Origin of the sequence: Pseudomonas shirazica, from assembly GCF_015168335.1 — a bacterium.
Lineage (GTDB): Bacteria > Pseudomonadota > Gammaproteobacteria > Pseudomonadales > Pseudomonadaceae > Aquipseudomonas > Aquipseudomonas asiatica.
This window is the reverse complement of sequence record NZ_CP063456.1, coordinates 402,470-415,150: the sequence shown is the minus strand read 5'-3', so window position 1 is coordinate 415,150 and position 12,681 is coordinate 402,470. Positions and strand designations below refer to the sequence as shown.

At 60.7% G+C, this 12,681-nt stretch carries 11 protein-coding genes; 4 read left to right on the top strand and 7 right to left on the bottom strand.

Annotated features, from left to right (window positions below; genetic code table 11):
* Positions 1-22: 22 nt before the first annotated feature.
* From zapE to IMX18_RS01890, 3 genes are all read right to left on the bottom strand, one after another.
* A complete protein-coding gene (gene zapE, locus IMX18_RS01900) occupies positions 23-1,117 on the bottom strand; it encodes a cell division protein ZapE (protein WP_015271725.1) in 1,095 nt (364 codons plus the stop codon).
* A gap of 166 nt (positions 1,118-1,283) precedes the next feature.
* On the bottom strand, positions 1,284-2,633 hold the full coding sequence (locus IMX18_RS01895; protein WP_015271726.1) for a tryptophan--tRNA ligase: 1,350 nt from the start codon (positions 2,631-2,633) through the stop codon (positions 1,284-1,286).
* A gap of 25 nt (positions 2,634-2,658) precedes the next feature.
* The gene (locus IMX18_RS01890) at positions 2,659-3,294 is read right to left on the bottom strand and encodes an alpha/beta hydrolase (RefSeq protein WP_015271727.1); all 636 of its coding nucleotides are present in this window, start codon (positions 3,292-3,294) and stop codon (positions 2,659-2,661) included.
* 135 nt (positions 3,295-3,429) lie between these two features.
* Between IMX18_RS01890 and IMX18_RS01885 the strand changes: the two genes are divergently transcribed.
* On the top strand, positions 3,430-3,864 hold the full coding sequence (locus IMX18_RS01885; RefSeq protein ID WP_003257164.1) for a Z-ring associated ZapG family protein: 435 nt from the start codon (positions 3,430-3,432) through the stop codon (positions 3,862-3,864).
* Positions 3,865-4,026: 162 nt separating this feature from the next.
* Here the strand turns inward: IMX18_RS01885 and IMX18_RS01880 are convergent, their stop codons facing one another.
* Positions 4,027-5,223, bottom strand: coding sequence for a methionine gamma-lyase (locus IMX18_RS01880; RefSeq protein ID WP_015271728.1), 1,197 nt, complete (start codon positions 5,221-5,223; stop codon positions 4,027-4,029).
* Between the two features lie 127 nt (positions 5,224-5,350).
* Here IMX18_RS01880 and IMX18_RS01875 point away from each other — a divergent pair, with 127 nt between their 5' ends.
* The 3 genes from IMX18_RS01875 to IMX18_RS01865 all read left to right on the top strand — a co-directional run bounded on the left by IMX18_RS01875 (position 5,351) and on the right by IMX18_RS01865 (position 8,461).
* A complete protein-coding gene (locus IMX18_RS01875) occupies positions 5,351-5,830 on the top strand; it encodes an Lrp/AsnC family transcriptional regulator (RefSeq protein WP_015271729.1) in 480 nt (159 codons plus the stop codon).
* A gap of 112 nt (positions 5,831-5,942) precedes the next feature.
* Positions 5,943-8,201 (top strand): S-type pyocin domain-containing protein, encoded by a 2,259-nt coding sequence (locus IMX18_RS01870; protein ID WP_217190091.1) that lies wholly within the window; start codon positions 5,943-5,945, stop codon positions 8,199-8,201.
* Entirely contained in the window at positions 8,198-8,461 is a 264-nt protein-coding gene (locus IMX18_RS01865; RefSeq protein ID WP_015271731.1) for a bacteriocin immunity protein, read from the top strand. The genes IMX18_RS01870 and IMX18_RS01865 overlap by 4 nt, the downstream gene beginning before the upstream one ends.
* Positions 8,462-8,673: 212 nt before the next feature.
* On the opposite strand, the gene cysN is transcribed toward IMX18_RS01865, so the two are convergent.
* The 3 genes from cysN to IMX18_RS01850 all read right to left on the bottom strand — a co-directional run bounded on the left by cysN (position 8,674) and on the right by IMX18_RS01850 (position 12,581).
* Complete coding sequence (cysN, locus tag IMX18_RS01860; RefSeq protein WP_015271732.1) at positions 8,674-10,575, bottom strand: sulfate adenylyltransferase subunit CysN; 1,902 nt, start codon at positions 10,573-10,575, stop codon at positions 8,674-8,676.
* 16 nt (positions 10,576-10,591) lie between these two features.
* Positions 10,592-11,509: a sulfate adenylyltransferase subunit CysD gene (cysD, locus tag IMX18_RS01855; protein WP_013974136.1), complete on the bottom strand. Its 918-nt coding sequence runs from the start codon at positions 11,507-11,509 to the stop codon at positions 10,592-10,594.
* A gap of 313 nt (positions 11,510-11,822) precedes the next feature.
* On the bottom strand, positions 11,823-12,581 hold the full coding sequence (locus IMX18_RS01850) for a Nif3-like dinuclear metal center hexameric protein (protein WP_015271733.1): 759 nt from the start codon (positions 12,579-12,581) through the stop codon (positions 11,823-11,825).
* Between the last annotated feature and the right edge of the window lie 100 nt (positions 12,582-12,681).

Here is a 12,681-nt window from a genome sequence, read left to right as displayed (position 1 = left end):
CCGCAAAGCGGCCCCGGCAATTTCAGGGCTTGTGCGCCCGCGCCAGGAACTCGTGCGACTGCATCTCCAGCAAGCGGCTCAGGGTACGCTGGAACTCGAAGGCCAAGCGCCCACCGGTATACAGGTCCTTCAGCTCCACCTCGGCCGAGATGATCAGCTTGACGTTGCGGTCGTAGAACTCGTCCACCATGTTGATGAAGCGGCGGGCGATGTCGTCGGTGGTGACGCCCATCTGCTCCACGTTGCTCAACAGCACGGCATGGAAGATCTTGCCCAGTTCGATGTAGTCGTTCTGGCTACGAGGGCCGTCGCACAGCGCGCGGAAGTCGAACCAGGCCACATCGTCACAGGTCAGCAGGGCCTGGATCGGGCGATTCTCGATCATCAGCACGTCGTTCTCGACCGCCTGGGTGCACTCAGGAGTCAAGGCCTTGAAGCTGGCGCGCAGGCTCTGGTGCGCCGCCTCATCGAGCGGGTAGTGGTACAGTTCGGCCTGCTCGAGGTGACGCAGACGATAGTCGACCCCGCTGTCGACGTTCACCACGTCGGTGTACTGCTTGATCATGGCGATGGCCGGCAGGAAGCGCGCGCGCTGCAGGCCGTCCTTGTACAGGCCGTCAGGCACGATGTTGGAGGTAGCCACCAGCGATACGCCGTTCTTGAACAACTCTTCCATCAGGGTGCCGAGAATCATCGCGTCGGTAATGTCCGACACGAAGAATTCGTCGAAACAGATGACCTTGGCTTCTTCGCTGAAGCGCTTGGCAATGATGGTCAGCGGGTTCTTCTCGCCCTTGAGGGTTTTCATTTCCTCGTGCACACGCTTCATGAAGCGGTGGAAGTGCGTGCGCATCTTCTGCTTGAACGGCAGCGCCTCGAAGAAGGTATCGACCAGATAGGTCTTGCCGCGCCCTACCCCACCCCAGAAGTACAGGCCCTTGACGGGGGTCTGCTCCTTCTTGCCGAACAGCTTGCCGAACACGCCCGGCTTGTTGTTCTGCGCGTGTACCAGGTCATCGTACAGGCGCTGCAGGTGACGCACCGCAGTTTCCTGCGCCGCGTCATGGAAGAAGTCGGGACGTTTCAGATCTGCTTGATATCGTTCTAGGGGCGTCATGATTCGTTAGCGAGGCAACAAAAAACGGGCCGTCACTGTAGCGACAGGCCCGCTTAATGGCAATCAGTCTGTGGGAGCGGGCGTGCCCGCGAACACCGGCAAAGCCGGTGCCATGCAACGCGGCGCCTGTTTCGCGGGCACGCCCGCTCCCACAGTTTCACCATCTTCAGTCCGGTTGTGGCGCAAGCGCTGCACGCAGGCTTTCGATGGCCGAATCACGGGCTTCGGCGCTGTCGAACTGCGGCCCGTCGGCAACCTGTTCACCGTTCAGCCACAGACCGAAACCCAGGCCTTCGACGCGTACATCCGCCTCGCCACCTTGCTGCAGCTGCTTGCTCACGGCGCCGGCGCTCTTGCCGTCGGCGAAGCTGCGCGACAGCAGCAGTTGCTCGCCATCAGCGGCAAGCAGACGGAAGCGGAAGCTGCCGTCTTCATCGCGGAAACTGACGAAACGCGCACTCTTGGCGGCCTTCTTCTTCACTTCGGTGCTGGCCTGCACGCTGCTACGGAACGAACGCAGGCCAACGGCCTCGCGCAGCTGCTCGAGGAATGGCGTGGCGATCTTGCGAGCCTTGGCAGCGCCGGCCAGCAGGATGTCTTCCAGGTCCGCCGGACGGGCGATCAGCTGGTGGTAGTACTCGCGCTTCTCGGCCAGCTGGCCGTCCAGCAGCTGGAACAGCCGCTGCTTGGCCTCGCCCCAGCCCAGGCCCTGCAGCAGCTCGTCACGGAACTCCGCGCACTGCGCCGGCGTAGAGAAGGCCTGGAACAGGGTGAACAGGTGCGCGTTGTCCGGGTCTTTGGCTTCGCCAGGCGCACGCGAGTCGGTGACGATGCGCGAGATGGCGTCTTTCATCTCCTTGGCGCTGGTGAATAGCGGGATGGTGTTGTCGTAGCTCTTGGACATCTTGCGCCCGTCCAGGCCCGGCAGGGTCGCCACGCTCTCCTCGATCACCGCTTCCGGCAGGGCGAAGAAGTCCTTGCCCTGGCCGAACAGGTGGTTGAAGCGCTGACCGATGTCGCGGGCCATTTCCACGTGCTGGATCTGGTCACGACCGACCGGCACCTTGTTGGCATTGAACATCAGGATGTCCGCAGCCATCAGCACCGGGTAGCTGTACAGGCCCATGGTCACGCCGGCATCCGGGTCTTCGCCATTTTCCAGGTTCTTGTCCACCGAGGCCTTGTAGGCGTGTGCACGGTTGAGCAGGCCCTTGGCGCTGACGCAGGTCAGCAGCCAGGTCAGCTCGGGGATTTCCGGGATATCGGACTGGCGGTAGAAGGTCACCTTGTCCGCATCGAGACCGCCGGCCAGCCAGGTGGCGGCGATTTCCAGGCGCGAACGCTGGATGCGCAGCGGGTCGTCGCACTTGATCAGGGCGTGGTAGTCGGCCAGGAAGTAGAACGAGTCGACACCGGGCTGCTGGCTGGCACGGATCGCCGGGCGGATGGCGCCGGCGTAGTTGCCCAGGTGCGGAGTGCCGGTGGTGGTGATACCGGTGAGAATGCGCGTGGTCATGGGTGTTCGCTTATTCAGGCTTGGCTCAGTTCGAAAGGCGCGGCAGCAGCAGATCCTTCAGATCGGTCAGCTTGCCATGGAAGAAGTGTCCGCATTCTGCCACTTTCAGCAGCTCATGGGGGCGCGACAGGCTGTCGGACCAATCGTAAACCAGCTGCGGCGCGACGACTTCGTCGGCGTCCGGCTGCACCACGGTGATCGGGCAGCGCTGCGGCAGCGGGAACTCCGCCGTCAGGCGCATGACCGCCGGGGCGATCATGAACAGCTGTTGCAGCTCTACTCCGGCAGCTTCCAGGCGGCCGGCCAGGCTGGTGGCGACGAAGCCGCCGAACGAGAAACCCATCAGCACCAGCGGCAGGCCCAGGTGCTTTTCGCGCAGCCAGGCCGCAGCGGCCTCGGCATCGGCCACTTCGCCAGCACCCATGTCATGACTGCCGGCGCTCTGCCCGACGCCACGGTAGTTGAAACGCAGGGTCACATAGCCGGCGTCACGGGCGGTGCGCTGCAGGGTCGAGACCACCTTGTTGAGCATGGTGCCGCCCTGGACCGGGTTGGGGTGGCAGATCAGCACCACGCCACGGGCATTGGCCACGTCCAGGTACAAGGCTTCCAGCTGGCCGCTGGGGCCATCGATGAACAAGGGGGTTTCGCGGACAAGCAAGGCACTACTCCGTGACCTCGGGAGGGGTCGATTCGTCTAGATGAGGAATTCTGTTCTGATTTGCGATCGCTCGCGGTATACAGCGCAGGTCTGAGCCGTTAACGTAAAGCAAAGCCGTTTATAGAGGAAGGACTCGTGGAACTCTCGCTCCTTGTTTGGTTGTTGCCGACCCTGGCCCTGGTCATCGGCGTGGTGGTTGGGTTCGTCGTCGCTCGCCTGCTGCCCAATGCCGCGCCGAGCAGCACCCAGCGTCAACTGGATGATATCCAGAAGCGCTTCGACAGCTATCAGAACGAAGTGGTTACTCATTTCAACAGCACGGCCGTGCTGGTCAAGAAACTGACCCAAAGCTATCAGGACGTGCAGGACCACCTGGCCGAAGGCGCCAACAGCCTGGCCCTGGACGACGTCACTCGCCAACGCTTGCTGGCAGCCCTGCACTCCGAGGCAGCGCAAGGCCCACGCGACCGTTTGACCCCGCCGAAGGACGCCGAAGTGCCACGCGACTACGCGCCGAAAGCACCGAACTCGCCGGGCATGCTTGACGAGAGCTACGGGCTGAAGCGCTGATCTGCAGAAAATGACAAAGGCCTCGCAAGAGGCCTTTTTCATGGGCTGGATTCACTGGCCTCTTCGCGGGTGAACCCGCTCCCACAGGGGCGGCGCAGGTTTCAAATACTGCGCCTGACCTGTAGGAGCGGGTTTACCCACGAAGAGGTCAGCCCAGGCAACCTAGCTGCAGGCCTGCAATGCCTGCTCGACATCCGCCAGCAGGTCCTCCAAGTCCTCCAGCCCCACCGACAGGCGCACCAGCCCCTCCGATATCCCGTGATGCGCCCGCTCCTTCGCGGTATAGCTGGAGTGCGTCATGCTCGCCGGATGCTGCGCCAGCGACTCGGCATCGCCCAGGCTCACCGCCCGCGCAAACAGTTGCAGAGCATTCATGAACCTGCGCCCGGCCTCGATCCCCCCCTTGAGCTCGAAGGCGATCATCCCGCCCGGCAAACGCATCTGCCGCTGCGCCAGCTCGTACTGGGCAAACGACGGCAAACCTGGGTAGTGAATCAGCTCCACCTGCGGCTGCCGAGCCAGAAACTCCGCCACCTGCTGGGCATTGGCGCAATGTCGGTCCATGCGCAGGGCCAAGGTCTTGATACCGCGCATCAGCAGCGCCGCATCGTGGGGTGACAGCACCGCCCCGGTCATGTCCTTCAGCCCTTCCAGGCGAATGCGGTCGACCAGCGCCTTGCGCCCCACCACCAGACCGGCAGTGATATCGCCGTGGCCACTCAGGTACTTGGTCGCCGAATGCACCACCAGGTCCGCTCCCAGCTCCAGCGGCCGCTGCAGGTAGGGCGTGCAGTAGGTGTTGTCGACCACGACATGCACATCATGCCCGCGCACCGCCTGGGCCACCGCGGCGATATCCACCAGCTGCATGTTGGGGTTGGCCGGCGTTTCGAAGTAGATCATCCGCGTCTTGCTGTTGATCGCCGCTTTCAGGGCCTTGGCATCGTTCAGGTCGACATGGCGGATCTTCACCCCGAATTCACCAATGCCATGGTGCAGGAAAGCAAAAGTGCAGCCGTACAATGTGCGCCCGACGATCAGCTCATCACCAGGGCGCAACAGGGTCCAGATCGTCGAGGTGATGGCCCCCATGCCCGACGCCAATGCCAGCCCCGCCTCGCCGCCCTCCAGCGAGGCCATGCGCTGCTCCAGCAGAGCCAAGGTAGGGTTGGAAATGCGGCTGTAGAAATGCCCCGGCTCCTCCCCGGCGAAGCAAGCAGCACCGTATTCGACTGTGGGGAAGGCATAGGTAGCGGTCTGGTACACCGGCGGCACCAGGGCGCCATTGTGGGAAAGCGGATCGTAGCCATGGTGAATGGCCCGCGTGGAAAAACCGGTGTTGTTATGGGAGTCGCGCATGGCAACAGCCTCTTGTGGTTTGCTATAAGCTTATGCCACCGAGCTGCCCGATTTTTTCCAAAATGGCCCACGCATACGCGTACTTGTTGGAATAAAAACAATAATTACCGGACCAGGAGGGCAAAACATGCCTTCACGCCTCGACCGCACCGACCGCGCCCTGCTCGCTGCCCTGCAGGACAATGCCCGCCTCACCGTTGCCGAACTTGCCGACCAGGTAGCGCTAACAACCTCGCCGTGCTGGCGGCGGGTCAAGTTGCTGGAGGACAACGGCTACATCACCGGCTACCAGGCCATCCTCTCGCCCAAGTCGCTGGGATTTGGCGTGACCGCGTTCGTCAGCATCATGATGGACTCGCACACCAAGGACATGGCGCTGGCGTTCGAGCAGCGGTTGATGGAGATTCCCGAGATCGTTGCCTGCCACAACATTTCCGGGAGGTATGATTTTCTGCTGGAGATCCTGGCGCGGGACCTGGAGTCGTTCGGCGAATTCACCCGCGAAGTGCTGCAGCGGTTACCGGGGGTGAAGGAGATCTATTCGAGTTTTTCGTACAAAGCGGTGAAGGAAAAACGGGTGATACCGGTGTCGGAAAAACATATCTAGGACAGGTCTTTCAGCACGCCAGGAACGGTCCTACTGATTACCGAACCGCAGCCGACATACAGCGAGTTACATTTACGGAAAGCTAGCCCATGTAGCGATCAGGAGAACCTACATGGCTAAAGACAACGCATATTATCTCGATGAAGCGCTATACATCAGTGCGCAGCCACCAACGGGCATTGAGCTGCATTATATTGGCGGTGGTGGTGGGCCGGGGGGAGGTGGCTGGGGGCTTAGCGACGGGTATCCTCGCGGGACCAGTCCAACCAAAAGCGATATTGCACGCGTAATTTCCACTCGAAAGGTGTTCGCAGAGGAATACCATGTCATTGAAAAAGATTATTTGGAAAAATACCGTCAAGAGACGAACCAGCTGCCAAGCACAATTGCAGCATTGAAGTCCCAAATAAAAGCGGAAGCGAGCCAGGCAGGCGCCCCTCTGACAGCGGCATCAGCCGAGCAGGTCATTCTCACCACACGCATCAATGAGATGCGTGATCTTTATCTACAGATCCTGCCCGACGCCAACAGTTATTTCGGCGCACCCGCGTTCTATAAACGCGGTGATTCAATGATGAGCCGATTTCTCGACCCGGGCTTTTTCGCCGCAACAACGGGTGAAGAACTGGGGGCAGAATGGGGCGCCAAACTGCACAGTTCATGGGATGGCGCCTATCGCCTGCATCTTGAAGCACTCAAGATTCAGGCACTGGCAGATGACCTGGAAAGCCTGGCAACACAAGTGGATCAGGATGAGCTGAGTCATCAGCCGATGGACTTGTCGCAGGCCATTGCCCGAAGAACAGCGCAAATCCATGCAGAGCGGCAAATTCATTTCAACTGCTTGCCCAGTGTTATTCAGCACGAGTTGGGGCAGACAGTCATTGACGACGCACTCTCGCTCGTTCAGGCACTCAGTGCTTATCTAGCCACTGCTGTTGCCCTGATCCAGGGCAAACAATCGCAAATCCCGTCATACCCGGACCAAAACCCTCAAATCAATGGCCCTCTGTCAAAGCCGCAACTCGAAGGGCTTCTGCACCTCGTGGATGAGCAGCGGTTACGGCGTGCCGGTCCACGCTGGAAGGAGTATCACCAGGCGCTTGCTCTGACCGAATCGATCCGGTTTCTGGGTGTCTACACAAGTGCCACGCAAAACCTGGTGCAGCGCGCCGTTGAGGTAGAGAGCCTGCAAGGGCAACTCGCCGCACAAGAAGAAGCTGCGCGCCAGCAGGCCGAAGCTGAGCGCTCGGCGGCGGAAGCCGAGCAACAATGGCAGGAGGCTATACGCCAGCGCGTGCGCTATAACCACCAGGCGCAGCTTGCAGGATCAGCGCCAGCCGTAATCCCCATCGGCGCTGCAACCTTTGCAATTGCCGAAACATCGTACACAGCGTTGAGCAAAGCAATAACTTCGGCGATCAGTCGTCTGGTTGCTGTTTCTCTTCGCTCGCTTTCCGTTGGCACCCTCGCAATGGCCTGGCCATCGACACTGGGCAACAGCGAACGCCACTACCTCATCAGCACCCCACTATCCAGCCTGGTACCACCTGACGGGCCAGACATTGCCGCGTTGGCCGCAACATCCACCAGTATCGACTTACCGTATCTCATGGCAGGGGCCGAAAGCGAAGACACCCTGGACCTGTATGTGGTGCCAGGCGGCAAACCGGTAGCGGTTCGTGCAGCAACGTTCGACACGGAACGGCAGGTGTACAGCCTGGCGCTGGACAATCCTCAGCGGGTTCTGACGTGGACACCTGCCAGTGCTCCGGGTGGTGAGCAAGGAAGTTCCACCAGCCTTCCGCAACTACCCCCAGGCACCATCGTCTATGCCGGTAGCAGCCTGAACCCTGTGAATAACGAACAGGAAGGCTACCCCGCGCTTGATCTGCTGGATCAGGAACGACTGATCATTACCTTCCCCATGGACTCGGGATTACCGCCTATTCTGGTGGTGTTCAAGAGTCCGCGATATGAGCCAGGTATTGTCATGGGCTCAGGGGCGGAGATCGATGGCATCTGGCTTGGGGACATAACCAGAGGGGCCGGAGCAAAAATCCCGACACAAATTGCAAATGCGCTGAGGGGAAGAGAGTTTCGAGACTTCGATGAGTTCAGAACCGCATTCTGGAAGGCGTTATCCGATACCCCAGAGCTTTCTAGCCAATTCAATGATGCAAACAAGAGTCTCATCGCCAAAGGGCGCGCGCCCAGAGCGCGTGACAAAGATCACCACAAAGGTCACGCAACCTTCATACTCCACCACGTGATTCCAATTTCCGAGAGCGGGGCTGTATACGACGTAGACAACTTAAGAGTAGTTACACCAGCGGCGCATCATGCCATTCACTATGGGGCCTCCGAATGACTCAAAAAGCCACGATCTCCGAATATACAGAACTTGACTTCTTGAATTTCATCAAATCAATAATCAACCCACCAGACAACATAAGCGATCAAGAACTTGATGCACAAATCATGGCATTCAAGACTCTGAGCGAACACCCCAACGGGTCAGACCTAATTTATTGGCCTGAAGCAGACGGCCTTGACACGCCTGAAGAAATTCTACGCATAATAAAAGAGTGGCGTGCAGCCAACGGCAAGCCAGGATTCAAACCAGAATGAATTCGACACCCCGCTCACGCGGGGTGTACCACCAAAGCGCAACTCAGTAAAAATTTCCAAACATCCACAGGAAGGCTGCGCCAAGCGCGTTTTGGGCAATGGCCGCAACGGTCGCCTATTTACCGACCAGTATCTCAAGGCCGCTGGCTTTGGCGGCTATAAATAGCAGGATAAAAAAACCCGCCGAGGCGGGTTTTTTCTTGCAGGGGCGCTTAGATCGCGCCACGCTGACGCAGCACGTCCAGCACCTGCTTCACGCCCTCATCCACGCTCGTGGCCTGGGTATCGATCACAAGGTCGGCATCCAGCGGCACATCGTACGGGAAGCTTTCGCCCGGGATGTTGTCGCCACCAGCAGCGTACAAGCCTTGCGGGTCACGCTCACGGCAGGCCAGCGGCGAGGCCTGGACGTAAACGGTCACCAGGCGCTCCTTGCCGATCAATGCCTTGGCCTGTTCCCGGCCTTCTGCATCCGGGGCCACGAACGCGGCCAGAGTCAGCAGACCGGCTTCGTTGAACTGGCGCGCCACATGGGCGGCGCGGCGCCAGTTCTCGGTGCGGCCGGCACGGTCCTGCGGCAAGCCCTTGTTCAGGTCATGGCGCAGGTTCTGGCCGTCGAGCACGTACACTGCACGGCCCATGTCGAACAGCTTGCGCTCCACGGCGTAGGCCAGGGTGCTCTTGCCAGCGCCGGACAGGCCACTGAACAGCACGGTGGCAGGCTGCTGGCCGAAGCGCAGGGCGCGCTCTTCGGTGGCCACATGGCACAGCTTGCCATGATGGCCGGTGCTACCGTGCGGCAGGACTGGCGGGGCGATGATCATGCCGGCGCCGACCGTGCCGTTGGTCAGCCGGTCGATGACGATGAACGCACCGGTGGTGCGGTTGCTTTCGTAACCGTCCAGGGCAATCGAGGCGTCCAGGGACACCTTGACGCGGCCGATCTCGTTCAGCTGCAGCGCGCTGGCAGCGCCCTGCTCCAGGGTGTTCACATCGACCTTGTGGGTGATGCTGGCAATCGAGCCCGGCACGTAGCTGGTGGCGCGCTTGATGTCGTATTTCTTGCCCGGGAGCATCGGCTCCTCGGCCATCCACACCAGCATGGCGTCGAACTGGTCGGTGACCGGCGGGACGTTGTCGGCATGCACCAGCAGATCGCCACGGGAGATGTCGATCTCGTCTTCCATGGTCAGGGTCACGGCCTGGCCGGGGCCTGCGTTTTCCAGCTCGCCTTCGTAGGTGACGATGGACTTGACGCGGCTGCTCTTGCCCGACGGCAGCACGACGATTTCGTCACCCTTGTGCACCACGCCGCTGGCGATGGTGCCGGCGAAACCGCGGAAGTTCAGGTTGGGACGGTTGACGTACTGCACCGGGAAGCGCAGGTCGGTGAAGTTGCGGTCGGCCGACACTTCGACGGTTTCGAGGATTTCCATCAACGTCGGGCCGGTATACCACGGCGAACGCTCGCTGTGGTTGACCACGTTGTCGCCCTTGAGCGCCGACATCGGCACGAAGTGCAGGCTGCTCGGCACCAGGTTGATGGCTTCGGCGAACTTCAGGTAGTCGGCCTTGATCGATTCGAAAACGCCCTGATCGAAGCCCTTGAGGTCCATCTTGTTGACCGCGACGACGATGTGCTTGATGCCCAGCAACGAGGCAATGTAGCTGTGGCGGCGAGTCTGGGTCTGCACGCCGTAGCGGGCATCGACCAGGATGATCGCCAGGTCGCAGGTGGACGCGCCGGTAGCCATGTTGCGGGTGTACTGCTCGTGGCCCGGGGTGTCGGCAATGATGAACTTGCGCTTGGCGGTGGAGAAATAGCGGTAGGCGACATCGATGGTGATGCCCTGCTCGCGCTCGGCCTGCAGACCGTCGACCAGCAGCGCCAGGTCGACTTCCTCGCCGGTGGTGCCGACCTTTTTCGAATCGCGAGTGATGGCCTCGAGGTGGTCCTCGTAGATCATCTTCGAGTCATGCAGCAAGCGCCCGATCAGGGTGCTCTTGCCGTCATCCACGTTGCCGCAGGTGAGAAAACGCAGCAGTTCTTTGCGCTCGTGCTGAGCCAGATAAGCGAGGATGTCTTCGCTGATCAAATCGGATTGGTGCGACATGGAGTAACCCTGAAAATTAGAAGTAGCCCTGACGTTTCTTGTCTTCCATGGAACCGGCGCCATCGTGGTCGATGACTCGGCCCTGGCGCTCTGAAGTGCGCGTCAGGAGCATTTCCTGAATGATGTCGGTGAGCGTCTCGGCTTCCGACTCGACAGCACCCGTCAACGGGTAGCAGCCAAGGGTACGGAAACGCACCTTTTTCTTGACGATGCGCGCTTTCTCTTCATCGGTAAGATGTTCGAGGATGCGCTCGTCGTCGATCATGATCAGGGTGCCGTTCTTCTCGATGACTTCACGCTCGGCGGCGAAGTACAGCGGCACGATCGGGATGCCTTCGAGGTAGATGTACTGCCAGATGTCCAGCTCGGTCCAGTTCGACAGCGGGAAGACGCGGATCGACTCGCCCTTGTTGACCTTGCCGTTGTACACGTTCCACAGTTCCGGGCGCTGGTTCTTCGGGTCCCAGCGGTGCTTGCTGTCACGGAACGAGTACACGCGCTCCTTGGCCCGCGACTTCTCTTCGTCGCGGCGCGCACCACCGAAGGCGGCATCGAAACCATGCTTGTCCAGCGCCTGCTTCAGGCCCTGGGTCTTCATGATGTCGGTGTGCTTGGAGCTGCCATGGGTGAACGGGTTGATGCCCTGCGCCACACCCTCGGGGTTGACGTGGGTGATCAGCTCCAGGCCCATTTCCTCGACCATCTTGTCGCGGAAGCTGTACATCTCCTGGAATTTCCACTGGGTGTCGACGTGCATCACCGGGAACGGCAACTTGCCTGGGAAAAAGGCCTTGCGCGCCAGGTGCAGCATCACGGCGGAGTCCTTGCCGATCGAGTACAGCATCACCGGGTTGTCGAACTCGGCGGCCACCTCGCGGATGATGTGGATGCTCTCCGCCTCCAGCTGTTTCAAGTGCGTCAGTTTGTCGACCATGGCTACTCACGAAAAACGATCTTATGGACGGCCTGCGGGCCGTGTTCGAGCGAGCCACTTTATCACAGCGGCTGCTTCTATTTAGGAGGCTGGCTAGATCGAAAAAGTCTAACGATATGACTGGGGGTTTGGGCTGGCAGGCCCGGTATTGGTCTCTGGACATGCACAGGATCTGTAGGAGCAGCCTTGTGCTGCGAAGAGGCCGTTACTGCCCAAAAAGCTCTTTTGCCTCACTGGCCTCTTCGCAGCACAAGGCTGCTCCTACAGGGACCGCGCCATCAACACTGTATCCGCGAAGAAGGCGACGCCGATGTCAGATCGGGTTTGGGCAATCGATGAACAGGTGCTCCACGGCAAAGCGCCGCGCCAGGTAATCACCCAGCGCCTGCACCCCATACCGCTCGGTGGCATGGTGCCCGGCGGCAATGAAGCTGACGCCATTCTCGCGGGCACTATGGTAGGTCTGCTCCGACGCCTCGCCGGTCAGGTACAGGTCCACCCCGGCCGCGATCGCCGTGTCGATGTAGCCCTGCCCGCCTCCGGTGCACCAGCCGACCCGCCGGATCATCTGCTCACCCTCTACCAGCAAAGGCTCACGCCCCAGAACCTCCCGCACTCGCCGGGCGAAGTCGAGCGCAGTCATCGGCTCGGCCAGCGAGCCGACCAGGCCGACCACCTTGGGGTTCTCCGGGTCCAGCGGCCCTTCGACGGTGATGTCCAGTTGCCGCGCCAGTTGCACGTTGTTGCCCACGTCCGGGTGCACGTCCAGCGGCAGGTGGAACGCCAGCAGACTGATGTCGTTGTTCAACAGGGTTTTCAGCCGGCGCTGCCGGATGCCGGTGACGCAAGGGTTCTCTCCCTTCCAGAAGTAGCCATGGTGCACCAGCACCAGGTCGGCCTCGGCTTCGACTGCCGCATCCAGCAACGCCTGGCTGGCGGTAACGCCGCTGACGATGCGGCTGACCTGCGGCCGGCCTTCGACCTGCAGGCCGTTGGGGCAATAATCCTGGATCTTCGCGCTGCCCAGGTAACGCTCGGCTTCCTCGACCAGGGTGTTCAGAGCGACGGCCATGAAAATCTCCTCGAAATCTGCGTTTTTCTCGGGCACAACGCCCATGCAACGCCCGTATAATGCCGGCCATTATGGGCCGTCGCCGGCACTGGGGGAACCG